Source organism: Bythopirellula goksoeyrii (assembly GCF_008065115.1).
In the GTDB taxonomy this organism is placed as follows: Bacteria; Planctomycetota; Planctomycetia; order Pirellulales; family Lacipirellulaceae; genus Bythopirellula; species Bythopirellula goksoeyrii.
In genome coordinates, this window is the sequence record NZ_CP042913.1 from 1786585 (window position 1) to 1806523 (window position 19939).

Sequence of the window (19939 nt, forward strand, 5' to 3'; positions counted from 1 at the left end):
TGTCTTTAACCGAAGATCATTCGCAAGATATACCCCACTACAGGAATCCCCACCGCCGCCGCTGCCGTCACAGCAGGGTGTCGGTTGAGTTCTCGTTCCAAGAATCTGCGGCCGCTTTGAAATTCTCGAAGTTGGTTGGCCACTTGGCGTCCTTTGTCGGCCACGTCACTGAACCGCTTGAGATCTCGCGCCACCTCAGCTTTTCCTACTTCCGAGAGCGCCTCGAGTTGAGTGCCTCCCATCAGCACTTTGCGTGCTTGCGCGATCTTGAAACGACGTAAGGCCGCTTCACCTGCGAGCTTGGCGTCCTCCATGGATACTCCATGCTCCGGTTTGAACTTAAATGAGGCCGTAACACTCTCACGCCAACTCAAGAGTTCCAATGCCAGTTCTGGACTCAGCATGGGAACACCCATTAGTTTCAAATTGTCAACATCAAGAGCGGATTCCACACCATAAGATTCCAGCATCGATAGTATCGACGACGTCAGGCCAGGGATCCGAGTAATATTGTCTTGAATAAGTTGACTCGCCAGATAGCGATTCAATTGTGCCGCACGTTGGATGGCGAGCACATCTTGTAACTGCGATTCTTCGGACTGATACAATTCGTAAGCCTTTTTGAGGTCTTCGACTGAGGAAGCAAATTGTCGCTTGCGACTTTGATGCTTCGCCATGATCAGACGTGCACCCTTGGCCAGTTGAGCTTGATTTTGCTCCAGTTTCTCAAGAAGAATTGCGCCGCGTTCTCGTTGGTCTCGGCCTTGCTTGCTGAAAATCAAATAGGCTCCCGCACCAAGGGAAGTAATTGCACCAATTCCGATCGCAGGGAGCCACTTGATTCCAAGCAAACAGAGGCTTGCAGCCGCGACCATCGCACTGGCCGCCACGTCGCACATCGTGGCGGGGGGAGACTTCGCCAGCTTTTTGGGCTTCAAGACGCTAGGCAACTTGAGTTGTCCGGGCGAGAGATCGACGAACTCGGGGATTTGCAGTTGCTGAATCTTCCGATCCAAGGCTTCCAGTCGACCGACGGAAACCATCGACAAGCCACTTTCTGCAAAGAAAAAAGCGGGGCCGCCAGCGTCTTCGATCCGGCACCAGGGGCAATTTGCGAGTTGGTTGTAATAAACATGTAGTCGATCGTAAGAGCAAATGCTTCGCTGCTTAATTAGCGTTTCAAGCTGAGCAACCCACTCCTTCGGGGAAGGACGTGTTGTTTGATCGCCATTGTTGCGAAAGGCCAACTCGAACATCTGGGCAATCGGGGCCGGAAGTTCATTGAGCAGTAGAGACGCTGGAGGAGGCTCGACCTGTGTGTCATCACCATGTCGCGAGAACGCAAATCGTCTCTCGGCAATCGCCGTTTCGATCGACAATTCCCCTTCACCAAGATACCTTCCTGCAAATGGATGGCGACCCACAAAAAGTAAATGGAAGATCACGGTAGCTAAGCCGAACGCATCGTGGTCGTTGGTCCGCTGAACATTGCGTAACTTTTGCGATTGCAATTCTGGGGGAGTGAAATGAGGAGTTCCCACAGGGCAAGCGAATACCCGGCCACCACTTTCAAACTGAAACGAATCGCAATCGATAAAGCGAACACACATGTTGTTATCGACCAACATGTTTCCCTGGTTCACGTCGCCCACGATGATGCCTGCTGAATGCATCGTCTCGAATGCGGCAGCGATATTGCGTGCCGCCAATAGAAGATGGTGCCAACGGGCTTCTGGAAAACTCCGTCTTCGGTTTGCTGTCCCATAAAGCTCATGCAATTGGAGGGCATCGTGAACTCTGGGCATGATGATTCCCAGTACATCACGACTGCGAGGGTCATGCACCAATGACCGAGGCCAGGCAGAAATTGAATCCAATTCTGGAGTTCGCAGCCCGATCATCGCATGGAGTTTCGCCAGCATCTCGGCAGGCAAGGGTCGTTGGTGATAGAGCTTGGCAACGAGGTTCTCGTCCCCATCAATATTGTAGACGCTTCCTTCGCCTCCTTTCCCAATGATATCGCCGAGATGAATCTCGTTTCCTTGCGAATCAAACAATCTTGGTGCGCTAGTCATCTTTTCGGGCAGCTAAGAGGAGAGTTTTGTCATCGTCACTGCGGCTGCTCACAGAGGGAGAGCGAAGGAAACCTTCCAATTTGTCTCCCAAGCTTTGCCAATCCGGTAGAGTACGCAACGCCTGAAAAAGCGGCTCGAAGAAGGGAGAATGAGGAGTTTGAGAATCAAATCGCAAGGCAATTCGATCTATCCCGTCGGTGAACATAGCTACGTTGCAGAAGATACTTTCCGTGACATAGAGTTGCAATCGATCTCGGTATTCCTTCGAAGTCAGAAAGGTGGTTGTATTGATATACTCGCCCGATTCGGGCCAGAACACGACACCATGGACACCTTTTTGCTCAAGGACGATGGCGCCATCGCCGATCTGAAAAAAACACGAACCGGTCGGTGAGAGGATTGCCGCACAGAGCGTAGTGGCAAACTCTGCAGATCGTGACTCGCGCACTTTTGCTTCTTCATCGAGTCGCTGTCGTGCCACGTCGCACCATTGGATAATCTGCGATTCATCTAAATCGGCGATCGTGCCGTGAGCCTCCAGATAGGCATCCACGCATTCAACGATCGCGTTGCAAACTACCAACGAACCGACTGCGCTATGTTTTGCCGAACCAGCACCATCGGCCACACAAGCAACGAGCGTTCCGACAGACTTCCCCTCCAAGACTCGCACTCGGCTGCTATCTTGACACGGGATATCGTCCGCAACATGCGATTCTCCCTGCACACTACGGACAATGGAACGCCACTCGATAGTCATGTCAGATTTGAGCCCAACCACTGGGGCCTGAGGTGGGGTCTTCCAGCGGGACTTCGTCTCCCGGCGAAGAGCGGGAAACGGCCTGTTGTGAATTGGAGAGCCAACTGAATAGCTCCCGGAACTTTGTTCCCTGCAACCACAGCGACTTGCGAACGCTGATTTCATCGAGAACTTTCATGTTGGCTCCCTCAACTCCCACGGCAAAAAAGCAAAATGCTTTCTCTTGCTCGCCTTTGTGTACGCGCTGAATGATGGGTTTCCAGTGATCGTTCGGCTCGCCGTCGGTGATAAGGAACGCCCAAGGGCGATAATAAGCGATGCCATTTTCTCGATAGCTCGCCTTTCGCTCCTCGATCATGTCTAGTGCGACTTGAATCGCTTCCCCCATTGGAGTGCCACCGATCACATTCAATTTAGGGGGATTAAAATCCAGGGCCGTGGCAAACTCTACTAGCCGGGTCACCCGCCCCCCGAAAGTCACGATTGCAACTTCCACCCGTTTGGCGGCCAAAGTATCGGCCAGCAATTCATCCCGATAAGTTTCGAGGCCCTTGTTAAGCTCCGCGATTCGGGGACCATGCATCGAAGTCGACGTATCTAGAATCAGCACGCAAGGAACCCGAGGCTCCGGATTCTCAGCGAATTCGACTGAATCAAAAGCGTTTTCGGCAGAAATTTGGTCCATTATTACCCCGTCGTTACCCGCAGGACTTCGGACTGCTAGCAATGCAATGTCAGCACACTATTCGTGAATAGGACCCTAGTATGCCCTGTGAGCTAGCTACTTTCAAGTCGGAGCACCTAGCCCAAACCTATAAAAACCGCTTGAAGAATTCGAGACAAACGCGCTGCTACTGCCGAGAACCGCCGTTTACCGTAGTTAGTGATATTCGTATGCTCCCAGGGGTGCGAGATCAGGCTCTGCACACCGCTATAAATCTTCTACGGAGCGATGACAATGGACATTCGATTTTCCGCATTTTTCTTTGGACGCAATGGATTGCTCGCGCTACTCACACTTTTGATTCTAACTGGACCAGTCGGGCTCTGCTTTTCGCAAGAACTGCGTATCGAGACGGAGATTTTTGCGGACGACCAAGAAGAGCCTTTGAGTAAAACGGTCACATTATTTGATTCCAATACGGTCTACGACTTCACCGAGAATCCCCCCGCGATTGCCGTGTTTCGCCCACCAACTGCTTCTCACGACGGACAATTTATTCTGTTAGATTTACAGTCTGAGAGACGTACTGAAGTCTCCACAGAGAGGATAACTGGTCTGATCGACAAGTTGGTGCGCTGGGCGAGTGATCAGAAAGATCCGCTACTGAATTTTTGTGCGGATCCCCAGTTCGAAGAGACATTCGATAAATCAACAGGAATGCTCAGTCTCACGAGTGAACTATGGAACTATCGCGTAGCCACAGTTCCTGCCGATGATCCGACCACTCTAAAACGCTATCGGGAATTCACGGATTGGTATACTCGACTCAATACGATGATGAATAGCACGCCCCCGCCAGGTCCACGATTGGAACTCAACAAGGCGTTGGAAAAGCACGGTGTTGTGCCGGTGGAAATTCAGCGTACGGTCGATTCCAGCAGTTCGACTCTGCGTGCGGTCCATCTGATTACTTGGCGTCTGTCGCGGGCAGATCGTGCACGGCTCGAAGAAGCCAGACACCATTTGGCTACCTTTGAAAAGGTAGACAACGCCGAATTCATTGCCCAACAATACGAAACGAATTTGGTCCGCGGGCAATCCGAGTAAGGAGCAAGGGCGATAGCCGCTCAACGCCCTACTCTCTACACACCATTCTCTACGCTCCGACTATGCAGCATGCGGAAACGCTTTGATTTCCGGCTTGTCTGACTCATCTTCGTCGACAGCAGGATGCACTCGCAAGGCAATCTTTGGTGGGCTGCGGCGTTCTTGGACAAAGCCTCGGGTTCCTACGCGGAAGAACTCGGTGTATTCGGCGGCGAGACCAACGGGGAAGCGGCTTTCCAATGCGTTGAGCATTTCATTGAACGTAAGTCCTTCGCGATAGATCACTCGATAGGCGGCTTTGAGCTCCAATACTTCTTCCCGAGTGAAACCTGCTCTTTGAAGCCCTACTCTGTTCAATCCGACTATGAGTGCCGTTGCGCCGTCTGTGAGAACAAACGGTGGTAGATCCTGCACCACCTTGGTGCATCCTCCCACCATTGCCAGGCGGCCTATGCGGCAATGTTGATGAACGGCGGCGTTGCCACCTAGGCAGGCCCGATCGCCGACTTCGACGTGCCCCCCGAGCATCACCCCATTGGTGAGTATCACACGATTACCGACACGGCAATCGTGGGCTACGTGGGCACCTACCATCAGCAGGCAATCGTCGCCGATGGTGGTCGTTTGGTCTGCATGAATAGCCCGATGCACGGTGGAGTGTTCGCGGATGGTATTTCGCGAGCCAATCACCAATCGTCCCGATTTCTCTGGGCGATTCGCATGCTGCGCAAATCCGCCCAGCACGGTTCCTTCACAAACTGAGTTGTCTGTACCGAGCGTTGTGCCGCTCTTGATCGTCACATGGCCGGCTAGTTTGGTTCTCGCACCAATAACGACATCGCCTTCGATGATTGAGAACGGTCCAATCTCGACATCAGCACCGATCTGGGCTTGGTCACTGATGATTGCTGTGGAGTGAATCATAGGGGTTGGGTCCTTAATTGAGCCGAATCATAGCAAGGTGTCGAATCTAGCGATACGTCGAGCGGAGCCAGCAATTGGGGGCCATTAGCGGGAAAATGCCCTCTCCCTGGTAGTATCGGATGGGAGGGTTGTAACGGGTTAGGTTTGCTACTGGATTCTTTCCAAAAGCCGGGGATCCCAATTGCCATTTGGAATGGGAAGGGACTTCACTTTTACGGTTGCCCCTGGGCGAAGAAACCCTTTGCGCGTTAAACTCCTGATAGCGAACAGTCGCAGTGCTAGCATTGCCGGCAATAACTATTAGTTGTAATGAGAAAGTGAACCCATGGCAGACGAAAACAAGCTCTATGACGAGGCCGACCAACTGAAGGCCGCTGGCAAACTCGATGAGGCCGCTGCAAAACTTGGCGAAGCGCTCGCAATCAACGATCAATATGCCTTGGGTCACTCGGCCATGGCTGTGGTCCTGCAAAAGATGGGCAAGCACGAGGAGGCCATCGAACATGCTTGCAAGGTCGCCGAACTCGATCCGATGGACCCTTTTAGCTTCACAGCGTTGAGCGTCACCTACCAGCGTGCCTATGCTGGCACCGGTAATATGGACTACGTCCGCCTGGCCGAAGAAGCGATGGAACGGAGTAGGCAGTTGAGTCAGGGATGAATCGCCAATTCGCGCTCCGCTCCGCCTCGTGAGACTCGGCAGGCGCGTCGCGGCTAACGAATTCGCTAGCTGGGCTTTTGGACGACGCGTTTTTGGACGTCGGTTTCTAGCGGTCCGAAAGCTTGTTCGTGGCGCTGCACGGAGAGGTGCAGGGCGTGGAGAAGGCGCTTGGCGGTGTAGTAGTTGGTCACTAGGCGCTGAGTTATCACGACGGGTTCTGTCGGTACGCCGAAGGGTTGGGAGTTCAGGCCGAAGTCGATGATCAGCTCCTCAGGAGTGCCTGTCACGCGGCAGAAGTTGGCGTAGGAGCAGCTTGCGTTGTGGTCGTCGACTTGCACGCGCTGCTGTTCTTGCTGATTGGCTGCTTGGGCTTCTTTGGGCTCTTTTTTTTCGTCTGCCACGGGATGACTCCGTTTGTCGTAGGTTGTCAGAATTGAGATATGAGTTAGACCACGCTCTGGCGAGCGTAGCTACTGAATTCGAGCTACGAGTTTAAATGATTTGCCCAGAGGACGCTATCCCCGGCGCGAGGTGGTCTTTGGGCTAGTAATGCTGAGGATGACGCTTTCAGCTTCGGATGCTGGGGTAAGATAGGTAGCCGCTTTGCGGAGCTCTAGTTTCTTGAGCAATCCATTATGTCTTGCCTCGCCCCGTTCTAAGACCCACTTGCGGCCTTTGATGAGCAGTAGTTGGTCAAATGCAGACCAATGCGGTTCGAACCAGCGGAGAATTTTTGATAGAGAGGCGACTCCTCGAGCAACAAGCGTGTCGAATGTTTGCAATTGCAAAACTTCCTCGGCGCGACAGCCATAGACCGTGGCCGGCAAATGCAATTCTGAAACGATCGCCTCGACGACCTTGGCTTTTTTTTGCATCGATTCGCAGACACTCACTTTCAAGTCAGGACGACAGATCGCGAGGATAAGTCCAGGAACTCCACCCCCCGTGCCGATGTCGAGAATCCGCTTGCGCTCTGGTAGCAGCTTGGCAAGTTCCAGGCTGTCGACCACATCACGGTTGACGAATTTTTCGAGAGTCGTATGTCGAGTGAGATTGATTTGCTCATTCCAGCGCCATAAGACACTGCGATAGCGATCAAGCAATCCGATTCGGTCGTCGGGCAATTCGATGCCAACTTCGCAGAGCGCGTGGGCCAGATCGGCAGGGGTAGGCTGGGTGTTTTCGGTTTCAGACAATGGGGTTCTCGATTTTCTTGGTAGCGGAATCTACGGAGTCCAGTATCCTGCAAGCTGCTGCGTGTGCAAAGGGGGCAACTAATGGGGCAGGCATCTTGCCTGTCAGGTATGTTCACAGTCTGGAAGCCTGCGCCGCGGACAATGGATCATGCTTGGATTTCTGAATATCAACAAACCGGCAGGGTGGACGTCGAGAGACGTAGTAAACCGTGTGCAGCGACTTGTGCGACCTGCCAAGGCGGGGCATGCGGGGACGCTTGATCCGTTGGCGACTGGAGTGCTGGTCGTGGCGGTGGGGAGGGCGACGCGGTTGATCGAATATGTGCAGCAAAAGCAGAAGCGCTATGAGGCCAGCTTCTTGCTGGGCCGCAGGAGTCCGAGCGAAGATATCGAGACCGAGGTGAGCGAAATTGTTGAAGCAACAATTCCAACTCTCACTGAAATCAATGCGGCCTTACCGCGATTTGTTGGAAGTATTGAGCAACGTCCTCCCGCCTATTCGGCGGTCCACGTCGCAGGTCGACGCGCTTATGATTTGGCCCGTGAGGGGAAAGAGGTCTCGATCGCTCCGCGTTCCGTCGAAGTCGATCGTCTCGACTTCACCCGCTATGAGTACCCAGAACTTGACCTCGCGATCGACTGTGGCAGCGGGACGTATGTCCGCAGTTTGGGGCGAGATTTGGCCGAGAGTTTAGGTACAGGTGCCGTGATGAGCAGGCTCGTGCGTACGGCGATTGGCGAATTCACGCTAAATCAATCGGTTGCTATCGACGAGCTTACTCCGGAGCGGATCGAAGAAGAGTTGGTTCCGCTGGCAGTGGCTGTCAGCCATCTGCCACAGATGATGCTCTCTAGTGAGCAAGTCAGGGAGCTGGAGTTTGGCCGAACGATCGCTGTGGAGGGTTACCGTGCGGGTGCCGAGATTGCGGGGATTAATGGTCGTGGCGACCTTGTTGCCGTGCTGACAGAGAAGCGAGCGGGGATTCTCAAAGTGCTTCGCAACTTTGCGCCATCGGTATGATCGATATTTCTGTGTCGGTATTTCTTGCCAATTGGGGTTGGGAGTGGGTGTCAGAGAACAATGAACGGCATTCTTGCGTGGATACTCTTGATAGCCGTGGGAGGAAGCCCATGGTTTTTTGTCGATTTCGACCATGGGCTTCTGCCCACGACTATGAAAGAGAATGGAGTTCTGCTCACTCTTGTAGGGGTTGTGCCAATACGTGCTGTCGTAGGCGTTTGAACTACGAGGGAAAACGTATCGCACTGACCAATGCGAGTAGAATCTCATGCCGCAAAACGTCGAAACTGATTTTAGGAGTCTGTGCGCGCTTCCGGTGCGCTCGGACTGCGAACACTCGGATGAACAACCAGGGATAAAAAAGTAGGGCATGGACTGGCCCCCACGATCGGTCCGTGTTTTCTGCCATGATGGCGAGCGCGGACGAACCTAACGGATCGCCAGAGACCGCGCATGTTCGAAAATCGCAGCTTGCGAATCGATCTTTTTACTTTGATCCTGCTCGCCGCAACAGCGGTGCTGGGTGTTGCGCTCTTTTCCTATAACTCAGCCGACCCTCCCAGTTCGCTTGTTCAACCTCCGCAAACTGAGTTTCACAATGCGTGCGGGCCTATTGGGGCTTATGTCGCGCATTATCTGCTCGAGAGTGTTGGGGTAGGAGCGTATTATCTGTTCGGATCGTTGGTGGTGCTATCGGTGGTGTTGATGTGGCGGGGCGAGATCGACCAGCCTGTGTTGCGTGCCGTCGGCTGGACCCTGTCGCTAGTGGCGGTGAGTACGCTTGCCAATCTATTGTTGCCGAATATTTCTCCGGGCCCCGAAATCGGCCCGGGCGGCTTTCTGGGTGCGATGGGCCGAGTGCTGTTGGAATCGCATTTTGCTTCCACCGGTGCGTATATTCTCACGCTAAGCGTGTTGCTAGCCGGTTGGCTCCTATCGACGGACTACTTCCTGTTTCATGCTGCGGCTGTGACGACCCGCGTTTCTGGTCGGGGGATCATGACACTGGGGCATTTCAGCACCTCCAATCCACTGGCCCGCAAGGCTCGTCCCAAGAGTGACGTAGAAGATGGCATTGAAGATGAGGGTGACGAAGAGGAAGAGTATGAATACGAGTATGAGGACGATGGCGAAGAGGATGCCGAAGACGAGGAATGGGAGTACGAAGATGACGAAGAAGATGATGCCGCCGAGGAAGAAGAGGTCTTGATCCGCACTCCTGCCTCGAAACAGGAGCCTGAATCCGCTTCCGACGAGGAAGGAATCGTTGAGCAGGAGGAGGACGACGAAGTGCCTGCAAAACCATTGAAGAACAAACTGGCTTCTGCCTTGGGCATTGGGAAAAAGAAGAGCGAGCCGAAGAAAAGTTTGCTCAAGAAAACCGAGCGGGAAGAAGTCATCAGCCAACTCGATGCTGCCGAGCAAAAGTTCCCAGAAACAGAGTTCGACTACGTACTGCCGCCACTCGATTTACTGCTCGAATCGGACACGGTCTGTTATGAGGAACATGAGAAGGAAGTCCGGCGCAAGGCCAAGATTTTGGAGAAGACTTTCAAGAATTTTGGTTTCAATGTGAAAGTCGTCGAGATCGAGACGGGGCCGGTTATCGCGCAGTATGAGGTACAACTCGAAGCGGGCTTGCGGTTGGCCAAGATTACGAATCTGGCGGATGACTTGGCAATTGCCCTACGTGTACCGAGTGTGCGCATCGTGGCACCCATCCCGGGTAAGAACACGGTCGGTATTGAAGTGCCGAACGAGAATCGACAATTGGTCCGTATGCGCGAAGTGATCGAAGAGGCCAACGGCCGCGCTGCGCGGATGAAGATTCCCATCTACCTCGGCAAGGATGTTTCGGGCAATCCACTGGTGGTCGATCTCACAACGATGCCGCATCTGCTGATTGCCGGTCGCACGGGTACTGGTAAGAGCGTGTGTCTGAACACGATCATCTTGTCGATGCTGATGAGTCGTGGACCAGATGAAGTGCGGATGCTGATGATCGATCCTAAGATGGTCGAGCTGAGTGGTTACCAGAAACTCCCTCATCTGATGCACCCGGTCGTCACCGACATGAAGAAGGCCGAGGCAATTCTGGCCTGGGGCGTCGACAAAATGGAAGAACGTTACCAGTTGCTAGCTCGGGCCGGTGTGCGTCATGTGACGGTGTACAACCAGTTGAGTGAAGAAGAACTCCGCCAGCGGATCAAACCCACCAGCGAAGCAGAGTGGGAACAGATCCCCAAGCAGTTGCCGTTTATCGTGATTGTGGCCGACGAAATGGCGGATTTGATGATGACTGCCGGCAAGGACGTCGAGCAGCATATCATTCGCTTGGCACAGAAGAGTCGTGCGGTGGGCATCCATCTCATTCTGGCTACCCAAAAACCGACCGTCGACGTGATCACGGGGTTGATCAAATCGAACTTGCCAGCACGGATTGCCTTCCAAGTGGCCAGCCGCACCGACAGCCGAGTGGTGCTCGACGAGATGGGGGCCGACAAGCTCTTAGGCAATGGCGATATGTTGTTTCTTTCGCCGGGCACAAGTCAATTGCTTCGTGGCCAGGGAACTTATCTTTCGGACGACGAGATCACCCGGGTGGTTGATTTTGTCGGAACCGATGTGCCACAGTTTGCCAAGGAATTGATTGAACTCAAGACTAAGGAGGAAGAGGAAGCTGCGGTCCCGGGACAATTGAAGAATCGCGATGAGATGTACGAAGCTGCCGTCGACATTGTCGTCCGCGAACGCCGTGGGAGTGTATCACTGCTACAGCGATGCTTGGGCATCGGCTACGGCCGTGCCGCACGGTTGATCGATTTCATGGCCGAAGATGGCATTGTGGGTGAATACAACGGCTCCCAGGCCCGCGAGGTGGCGATTTCCCTGGAAGATTGGGAGGCAATGCAAGCCGGAGGCGAAGCACCAGAAGAACCAGCCGAAGGTCCCATGACCGTCGCGACCGTACCTCCGAAACAGCGTCGGACAAACAAGGTGGTGCCCGGCACGGATGAACCGAGCGATTTGGAAGAAGCGATAGAAGAAGACTCCCTCCTTGAAGCCGACTGCGACGTCACTTCAGCGTCCGTCGAAGATGAGACTGTCGCGGAAGACGACGAAGAATATGAGTACGACGAAGAGGAGGAGGAAGCTGAACTCCCAGAAGTAGAGAAAGATTCTGAACTAGAAGCATCAGCGGAGGACGAATCCGAGGAAGATTACGAGGAAGAGTACGAGGAAGAGTACGAGGAAGAGTACGAGGAAGAGTACGAGGAAGAGTACGAAGACGACGAGGGTGGGGAAGCTGAAGCGGACGACGATGCAGAGGCTGACGATGCAGAATACGAGTACGAATATGAATACGAAGAAGAGGAAGTCGACGAAGAGGGCGAAGTAGCTGAGTCAGACGGCGAGGACGACGACTCGGAGTGGGAATACGAAGAAGAGGAGGAAGAGGACGAACTCTGGGAGGACGATGAGGACGCGACAGCCTCCGAGCCGGAACAACGCTCTGCTTAGGCTAGTGGGTGCTTCCCCAAAAAGGGGGGGAGACAATCCCCCCATTGGGTAGAACCACCTCTTGGTAAGTTTGCACCGCGGTCGAAAACTACTGCGGGTTTCCACATAGGGACGCAAAATTCCTTATAAATAACTACTTGGACCAATATCGTCCAAACAACTCCTAATGAGGAGTTTCTACCAAGTCGCAAGATTTTTTGTCATTTTTTCTAGACAAAACCATCTATTCTGATAATCTAGACGTAATAGGGTTAGCGGCTCCAGGTAGCCATATCAGGGTAATTGGCGGTATGGAGTTCGAACAATCCGCAAGGAACGAAGTGACCTTCGATCGCGGAAGCTATATCACCGTTTGTCATTTTAACTGGAATCTTCCAAAGAGGGCTCGCTCATGAACAGGACACTTTTGAACCAATCTCTTTTCTTGCACCGCCAGTATTCATTTCTTTTTCTGGCTATTATTGTTCAGTTTGCTTTCGCTCAAACTGGGAATGCTGGGACCGTCTGTTCAGCTGGGATCGCCAACAACCTCACTGCCAACAATGGCTGCGAGACTGGTAGCACCAACAATGACAATCCCATTCCAGGTCAAGTCAACGCCGACACGATGTTCGGTTTCTCGGACTGGGTATTCGCAGAGAAATTTGAATTCCCGGTTGTAGATGAAGACATCGACATCGGTTTGACTATCACAGGTGGCGATATTTCTGGCACATGGTCGATTAACAACGTCTGGGGTTCATTTCAGGATATCATGCTCATACTCAAGGGCGGCAGCGGAAACAATACTCAGGAAGAGTACGTTGGCTATCTGCTTGTGACGGGTGACACTTCAGGAGCGTACACCACGCCCTTCTTTAACGCCAACAATGGAAACGCCAAGGAAATTTCTCATGTCAGTGCCTATGTTCGGGGCGTTCCCGAACCGGCGACATGGATGCTTCTGGGGCTTGCACTCGGTACTCTGAGTCTCCGCAGAGCCGGATGATCGATTCTTGATCTGACTTAAACTTCAACGCCCCGGGATTGCAATCCCGGGGCGTTGTCGTATTAAGGATTTCTACTATTCCCCTAGCGCTGAGCGGGTTGCCGCGTTGTCTCTTGCGAGGGTGTATCTTGCATCATCGTGTCGAGCATGGTGCCTATCAAGGCGGTTGTCTCGCCATCTTTGGTACTGCCTCCGTTGCCGCCGACAACCATCACACGTGGCGTGATGGAGATGTTTCGCTCTCCCACGATTTTCAATAGCTCGACCAGCGCTGCATTGCCACTGCCGATCTGTTCGGCAATCTGCTTGTATGCCAAGGCTTGCGCTTCCGCCTTGATCTGCACCGCTTCGGCCTCGGCTTCGGCAGCGATGATCTGTTTTTCTTTATCCTTGTCTGCAATCTGGACCGCATAAGCAGCCGTGGCAAGCCGCTTTTCTTCCTCGGCTTCCTGCTCGGTCTTAGTAAGCTGCTTCTTCTGTTCAGCGGCCCGCTGTTGCTCTTTGAATGTGTCCTGTTCTTGAAGGGCAATTTCTCGATCCGTCTGGGTCTTCAAGAGATTACCGAGGGTTTCCTCGTTCCCAACGTCTCCAATGCGTACCCCTGTAATTGTTACGCCGATCTTGTCCATTTCATCCTTGAGCATTGATAAGGACTGCGATTCCTGATGTGATCGCTGTTTCACGTAGTCGAGCGCCTTTACCCCTTCGGCATTGTTGCGGAAGATCGCTCGCACTGCTGAGTTCATCACGCTACGCAGTCCATCTTGATCGTCTCCTACAGTTGCGACCAACAAAGGGGCATTCTCTGGTTTGATTTCAAATTCAATCCGCACGTCAACCGGAAAAGTAAAGCCGTCGGAGGTACGAACCATGATTTCACGTTCTTCGTCTCCTGCTCCCCGGGCAACTTGCTGAGACGTATAGAGCACAATGTGTTTCTTGGTTGACACTTTGGTGATTTCATACGCTCTTGTATTCAAATAGTATTGACCTTCGAGCAGAGGAACTCGCCAGATACCACGATCACCTCGGGACACTAAATGCCGCGACTCGCCAATCCGAGCTTCGTCTTCCTCTGCACTTGATCTTTCACCAACATTGGATTTCACCACGCCAACGGTAGCCTTCTCGATGGTCGTGACAGGAACGATTTCCAACTCATAGAGTCGAGGATTGATGCGGTAGGACCCTGGTTTCAACACGGAAGTTTGCGGTCCTTTGTAGCCTCCCCCGTCCCCTAGAAAGAACTCGGCATCTTGTGCCATCAACCGCTCGTCCTTCTCTTCCCACTCGGGTGCGTAGGCCGTGTCGCGAGGCAAAGGTTGGCCATCCGCGGCGTTTAGGATCCCCACGCTTCCGGCAGGTATCTCGTTGACCTCGCCGTATTCGATGTCATAAATAAAAGGCCAGTACCAAGGATGCCAGCCGGGAGGCAAAATCTTTGCTTGCAACCCTTTTTCACCTGAGGTGGCAATAATCTTGCCCGGCGGCAATGAGGTGAAACCGATGTTCTTGTTCACGATTCCAATCTTGTCTTCGCCCACGAAACGGAACGAAGCTAGCGTGAATCCTGCTAACAAGACAAGAATCGCAAGGCCGATGCCTGCAATGCGCAATTGGGGTGACCGTAACTGTGTAGCACTAGCGATTATCATACCCGCCAGAACAACGCCCAGGATTAAAAACAATGCAGATGACATGATTCGAGTTTCCTAAAGGTGAGATTGAACCAGTATCGCCGCCAAATTCTCTACCAGGGAATTCCCTGATGAAGGTCGGTTCATGCTCAAACGTAGCACAACCGTGCTGGATTTTTTGGTATTTCCGCCGGCAACCGGAATTCTTCCAGCATATTCGTCTCTTAAGTGAGGATCTTGCCTCAAATAGCAAGTGCGTTCAGGACCAGAATTAGGGATTAAAGGGAAAAAGCAGCCAACTGAACCCGAATTCCCTGGAGGATGTCTACGCCTGGAGACCAGCTTTCCGCTAGAATGAGAAACTTGAATGAATTCTCAGATTGGGACCATCGACTCTTACGAGTCGCAGCTAGCGCTTATTTCAAGCCTATTATCACACAAAAACATGCCAAAGATACAGATTTACGACACGACCTTACGCGACGGTGCCCAAGGGGAAGGAGTCAATTTTTCCCTGGAGGACAAAGTGCTGATCGCTCATCGGCTCGATGAGCTGGGCTTTGACTATGTCGAGGGGGGCTATCCACTCTCGAATCCGAAAGACGCTGAATTCTTCCAGCGGATTGCCGCCAAGCCCTTCAAGCATGCTCGGGTGTGTGCCTTTGGCATGACCCGCCGCCGGGGGATGAAACCTGCGGACGACATCGGCATGAAGGCCTTGCTGGATTCGCAGGCACCCGTGATCACGATTGTTGGCAAAACCTCAGATTTTCATGTCACCGAAGTGCTGGGGGTCTCGCTCGATGAAAACCTGGCAATGATCCGCGACACGATCGCGTACCTTTGTGGCGAAGGACGCGAAGTGATTTATGACGCCGAACACTTTTTCGACGGCTGGAAAGCGAATCCCGATTACGCGGCAAAGACCATCCAGGCCGCGGCCGAGGCGGGAGCTACGATCGTAGTGATGTGTGACACCAACGGTGGCACCATGCCCGAAGAGGTCGCCGCACTCACTAACGAGGCAGCCGGAAAAATCGACAAGCCGTTGGGAATTCACACGCACAACGACTGCGACCTGGCCGTGGCGAATTCGCTGGCGTCCATCGACGCTGGGACTGTCCATGTACAGGGGACAATCAATGGATTGGGCGAGCGCTGTGGCAATTCTGATCTGGTTTCGGTGGTCGCCAATTTGGCGCTCAAGAAGCAAGGCTACGAAGTTCTAAATGGCAAGGGGATTGAGCATCTCACGGAACTTTCACGCTACGTGTATGAAATCGCCAACATGCATTTCCGTGTGAACCAGCCGTTCGTTGGACCCAGCGCGTTTGCCCATAAAGGGGGCATGCATGTGCATGCTGTGGCGAAAGCAGCCTCCAGCTATGAGCATATCGATCCGGCCCAGGTCGGCAACGAACGCCGTATCTTAGTGAGCGAGCTTTCTGGCAGGTCTAATATCATGGCTCTTGCGACGAAAATGAACTTGCAGGACGACAAATCACTAATGGATCAAGTGCTGAAACAAGTCGTAGACCTGGAGAACAAAGGCTATCAGTTTGAGGCCGCCGAGGCGTCGTTTGATCTGCTGGTCCGCAAATTGGCAGGAACCCACACTCCGCATTTTGAACTAGTGCAATATCACACCAGCGTTGTTAGTCGCGGTGGGGAGCCCGTGACTGAGGCGACGATTAAGTTGATCGTGAACGACAACCTTCTGCATGAAGTGGCCGAGGGAGACGGCCCTGTGAATGCCTTAGATGCTGCTTTGCGAAAGGCACTCAATGGGCTATTTCCGAGCTTGAACAAGATGCATCTGGTCGACTACAAGGTACGCGTCATCAACTCAGATGCCGCGACGGCAGCCAGTGTGCGAGTGGTCATCGAGAGCCGCGATGAGAGCGATACCTGGGGGACTGTAGGGGTTCATGAAAATGTGATCGAAGCGAGCTGGCAGGCGTTGGTGGATAGTATTGAGTATAAGCTGTGTAAGGATATTAAATAGGTTTTACCGCAGAGACGCGGAGTTCACAGAGACAGAATATCTTTGTTCCTTTATACTCTCCGCTTTCGTTGTAATTTCGAATTCCTGTGATCTTCTTTTGACCTGATAACATGCCAACCGACACGATGCCTGAATCTAGACTTACAGAACTTCCCTCCCAATATGATCACGCCGCTGCGCAGGCACGTTGGTATCCCTACTGGGAATCGCAGGGCTATTTTCATGCGGATGCCAAATCGGAAAAGCCGCCGTTTTCGATTGTGATTCCGCCGCCGAATGTGACCGGGGCGTTGCATCTGGGGCATGCGCTCAATAACACGTTGCAAGACATCCTCTGCCGCATGAAGCGGATGCAGGGGTTCAACGTGCTTTGGATGCCGGGGACGGATCACGCAGGGATCGCCACGCAGGCCGTTGTTGAGCGGCGGTTGCTAGAGGAAGAAGGCAAGTCCCGGCACGACCTGGGCCGCGAAGGGTTGGTGGACCGTATTTGGGAATGGAAGGCCCAATACGAGAAGCGAATCCTTGGCCAACTCAAACAACTTGGCTGTAGTTGCGATTGGGAACGGACCCGATTTACGCTCGACGACCAATGTGCCCGTGCGGTCCGTGAGACGTTTTTCAAGCTGTTTGCTGATAACAAGATCTATCGTGGCAAGCGGCTGGTGAATTGGGACACCTTCCTGCAAACAGCGGTGAGCGATGACGAGGTGTTTCACGAAGTCACCAAAGGCCATTTTTGGCATTTCAACTATCCGGTAATCGATCCGAAGCCTGGCGAGCCGACACATGTTACCATCGCCACCACGCGACCCGAAACGATGCTTGGGGATACCGCCGTGGCGGTGCATCCTGACCCGGCTGGTGCTTTTGATAAGCTCAGCACCGAGCTTCGCGAGAAGATCATAGCGGCCAGTGCCAAGGAAAAAGGCGAACTGGAGGAGCAGGCGACGCTGCTACTGGAACGCCGTGCCAAAATGCTCCCGCAGCTAGAAACCCTGCGTGATATGGCCCGACGGCAGGTGGAGCTTCAGCTCCCCCTGACAGACCGCACCATTCCGCTGATCTGCGACGAATGGGCGAAGCCGGAACTCGGCTCCGGTTGTGTGAAGATTACTCCAGCGCATGATGAGAACGACTACCAGGTCTGGCAACGGAACCAGCAGATCGGCGCGATCAACATCCTCAACCCCGACGGCACGCTCAACGACAGCGTACCGGAAAAATATCGCGGCCTGACGATGAAGAAGGCCCGTGCGGCAGTCGTAGAAGATATGGAATCGGCGGGGTTGGTTGTCGAAATCGAAGATCGCGAAATTGACCTTGCGCATAGTGACCGCAGCAAGACCCCCATCGAACCGTACCTCGCTGACCAGTGGTTCGTAAGGATGGACGAACTAGCCCAATCGGCGATGGATGCCGTGACCGATAAGCGCGTGAAGATTTTTCCCGAGCGCTACACGAAGACCTATCTCGACTGGCTGAGCGAAAAGCGTGATTGGCCGGTGGGGCGGCAGTTGTGGTGGGGGCATCGCGTACCTGTATGGACTCGGGTCGTAAATGCAGATGCGTCGAAAGTGGAATGGGACCAAGCATTGTATGAGTCCGACATCGATGAAATGGTCGATTATCCAGACGAAAATACACAATGGAGTGTTCAATTCACTGATTTGGTTACTGGCGAGAACCTTGATGTAAGTGGAGACGATGGATTTGAACAATACCGTGGGCGTGGACTAAGAATTCTAGTCTGTTTGAAAAAAGACTTTGATCCGGAATTCATAAAGCAACTCGAAGTGTGGAATAAATTCACACAAGAAGATGAAGTCCTCGACACTTGGTTCTCCTCTGCACTCTGGCCACATTCGACCTTGGGTTGGCCGGACCAAACACCTGAACTCAAGACCTTCTACCCCACCAGCGTACTCATCACTTCGCGCGACATCATCACTCTCTGGGTCGCGCGGATGGTGCTCGCGGGGTTGTACAATATGGACGAGGTCCCGTTCCCCGAGGTGTTTATCCACCCCAAGATTCTCGACGGCTACGGCGAGACGATGTCGAAGTCGAAGGGCAACGGGGTCGATCCGCTCGACGTAATCGAAAAATTTGGGGCCGATGCGCTGCGATTTGGGCTCGCGTATCTGACGACCGAGACGCAGGACGTGCGGATGCCAGTGGAGTTTGAGTGCCCGCATTGCCAGGCGCTCATTCCGCAGACCAAGAAGAATCGCACCTTGCCACGAGTTGAATGCGACAAGTGTGGGAAACCGTTCGGCACGCAGTGGGCCCAGTCTAATGGCACTGCGGAGGATCAAGCGCTGGCGCGTGGGGCGGCGGTCAGCGAGCGATTTGAGTTGGGCCGCAATTTCTGTAACAAGCTGTGGAATGCCTCGCGGTTTGCGTTGATGAATCTCGCCGACTATAACGCCGCGACCGCTGGTCGTGCAGTTGGTAACAGCGCCACCAACGGTGGCGGCTTTGTGGCGGATGATTTATTGCTGGAAGATCGTTGGTTGTTGTCCCGATTGGCGACGGTGACGGGCGAGGTGACGGCAGCTTTGGAGTCGTACCATTTTGCCGATGCGGCGCGGGCAATCTATGGCTTTGCTTGGGATGAGTTTTGCAGCTTCTATGTCGAGATGACTAAAGCACGATTTGCCGTGCCGGAGCAACGTGCCGTTGCCCAGCAGGTGCTCGCGCATGCTCTGGATACACTGCTCCGGCTTTTGCATCCGATGGTGCCATTCTTGACCGAAGAGGTTTGGCATTTGTTGGGGGAGGTCGCGCCGGAGCGCGGCGTGCTGAAGCACGACCGCGCCGCCGAGAGTGTCTGCGTTGCGGCGTGGCCCACGGTGGATGAATCGCTGATTGATAAGGGGATCGAGGCACAATTCGCTCAGTTCCAGACCGTGATGGGAGCGGTGCGGAATATCCGTCAGGAGAAGAATATCCCCCCGCGGACGCCGGTCAAATTCTCGGTGCGGTGTGATGAGGAGACCGTGGCACTACTCAAACCAATGGAGCCCTATTTTGCCTCGATGGCCGGTGCAACGGCGACCGGCTGGGGACCTGACGTGGTCCCCCCGGAGCGTGTGGCGAGCAAACCGCTGGAAGGGATGGAAGTGCATGTCGACATAAGCGAATTCTTCGACGTGGTTGCCGAACAGGCACGGCTAGAGAAGGAACGAGACCAACTTGCCAAATTCACCAAGTCGATCGAAGGAAAACTTAGTAACGAGAATTTCGTAAAGAATGCCCCAGCCGAAGTTGTCGAACAACAGCGGGAAAAACTTGCTGAGGCCCAGGGCCAATTGCAGGCCATCGAAGCAGCGCTGAACAAACTGAGTTAGTCTTTCATAGAAGATCCCAGGAACCT

At 53.5% G+C, this 19939-nt stretch carries 14 protein-coding genes; 7 read left to right on the plus strand and 7 right to left on the minus strand.

Annotated elements, in window-relative coordinates; translation table 11 throughout:
* Positions 1-5: 5 nt before the first annotated feature.
* From Pr1d_RS07155 to Pr1d_RS07165, 3 genes are read right to left on the minus strand one after another with little or no spacing between them, the layout of a single operon-like run.
* Positions 6-2075, minus strand: coding sequence for a helix-hairpin-helix domain-containing protein (locus Pr1d_RS07155; RefSeq protein ID WP_148072898.1), 2070 nt, complete (start codon positions 2073-2075; stop codon positions 6-8).
* Positions 2068-2835 (minus strand): PP2C family serine/threonine-protein phosphatase, encoded by a 768-nt coding sequence (locus tag Pr1d_RS07160; RefSeq protein WP_148072899.1) that lies wholly within the window; start codon positions 2833-2835, stop codon positions 2068-2070. The genes Pr1d_RS07155 and Pr1d_RS07160 overlap by 8 nt, the downstream gene beginning before the upstream one ends.
* Before the next feature lies 1 nt (position 2836).
* Positions 2837-3520: a vWA domain-containing protein gene (locus Pr1d_RS07165; protein ID WP_210417910.1), complete on the minus strand. Its 684-nt coding sequence runs from the start codon at positions 3518-3520 to the stop codon at positions 2837-2839.
* Positions 3521-3793: 273 nt separating this feature from the next.
* On the opposite strand from Pr1d_RS07165, the gene Pr1d_RS07170 reads away from it, so the two are divergent.
* Positions 3794-4606 carry a hypothetical protein gene (locus Pr1d_RS07170; protein ID WP_148072900.1) on the plus strand — a complete coding sequence of 271 codons (813 nt, stop codon included), beginning with the start codon at positions 3794-3796 and terminating at the stop codon, positions 4604-4606.
* A gap of 60 nt (positions 4607-4666) precedes the next feature.
* On the opposite strand, the gene lpxA is transcribed toward Pr1d_RS07170, so the two are convergent.
* The gene (lpxA, locus tag Pr1d_RS07175) at positions 4667-5530 is read right to left on the minus strand and encodes an acyl-ACP--UDP-N-acetylglucosamine O-acyltransferase (protein ID WP_148072901.1); all 864 of its coding nucleotides are present in this window, start codon (positions 5528-5530) and stop codon (positions 4667-4669) included.
* A gap of 325 nt (positions 5531-5855) precedes the next feature.
* Here lpxA and Pr1d_RS07180 point away from each other — a divergent pair, with 325 nt between their 5' ends.
* On the plus strand, positions 5856-6191 hold the full coding sequence (locus Pr1d_RS07180; protein WP_148072902.1) for a tetratricopeptide repeat protein: 336 nt from the start codon (positions 5856-5858) through the stop codon (positions 6189-6191).
* A gap of 65 nt (positions 6192-6256) precedes the next feature.
* Here Pr1d_RS07180 and Pr1d_RS07185 read toward each other — a convergent pair whose 3' ends face one another.
* Together Pr1d_RS07185 and rsmG are read right to left on the minus strand one after the other, a co-directional pair.
* A complete protein-coding gene (locus Pr1d_RS07185) occupies positions 6257-6592 on the minus strand; it encodes a DUF3467 domain-containing protein (RefSeq protein ID WP_148072903.1) in 336 nt (111 codons plus the stop codon).
* Between the two features lie 114 nt (positions 6593-6706).
* Complete coding sequence (gene rsmG, locus Pr1d_RS07190) at positions 6707-7387, minus strand: 16S rRNA (guanine(527)-N(7))-methyltransferase RsmG (RefSeq protein ID WP_238476652.1); 681 nt, start codon at positions 7385-7387, stop codon at positions 6707-6709.
* A 148-nt stretch (positions 7388-7535) separates the two neighbouring features.
* Between rsmG and truB the strand changes: the two genes are divergently transcribed.
* The 3 genes from truB to Pr1d_RS07205 all read left to right on the plus strand — a co-directional run bounded on the left by truB (position 7536) and on the right by Pr1d_RS07205 (position 12918).
* The gene (gene truB, locus Pr1d_RS07195; RefSeq protein WP_148072904.1) at positions 7536-8408 is read left to right on the plus strand and encodes a tRNA pseudouridine(55) synthase TruB; all 873 of its coding nucleotides are present in this window, start codon (positions 7536-7538) and stop codon (positions 8406-8408) included.
* Positions 8409-8861: 453 nt separating this feature from the next.
* Entirely contained in the window at positions 8862-11930 is a 3069-nt protein-coding gene (locus tag Pr1d_RS07200; RefSeq protein ID WP_148072905.1) for a DNA translocase FtsK, read from the plus strand.
* 391 nt (positions 11931-12321) lie between these two features.
* Positions 12322-12918: a PEP-CTERM sorting domain-containing protein gene (locus tag Pr1d_RS07205; RefSeq protein ID WP_148072906.1), complete on the plus strand. Its 597-nt coding sequence runs from the start codon at positions 12322-12324 to the stop codon at positions 12916-12918.
* 83 nt (positions 12919-13001) lie between these two features.
* Here the strand turns inward: Pr1d_RS07205 and Pr1d_RS07210 are convergent, their stop codons facing one another.
* Complete coding sequence (locus tag Pr1d_RS07210) at positions 13002-14618, minus strand: SPFH domain-containing protein (protein ID WP_148072907.1); 1617 nt, start codon at positions 14616-14618, stop codon at positions 13002-13004.
* A 382-nt stretch (positions 14619-15000) separates the two neighbouring features.
* Between Pr1d_RS07210 and cimA the strand changes: the two genes are divergently transcribed.
* Together cimA and Pr1d_RS07220 are read left to right on the plus strand one after the other, a co-directional pair.
* A complete protein-coding gene (cimA, locus tag Pr1d_RS07215) occupies positions 15001-16560 on the plus strand; it encodes a citramalate synthase (protein ID WP_148076289.1) in 1560 nt (519 codons plus the stop codon).
* A gap of 125 nt (positions 16561-16685) precedes the next feature.
* Positions 16686-19913, plus strand: a complete 3228-nt coding sequence (locus Pr1d_RS07220) for a valine--tRNA ligase (protein WP_148076290.1) — start codon at positions 16686-16688, stop codon at positions 19911-19913.
* The last annotated feature ends 26 nt before the right edge of the window (positions 19914-19939 follow it).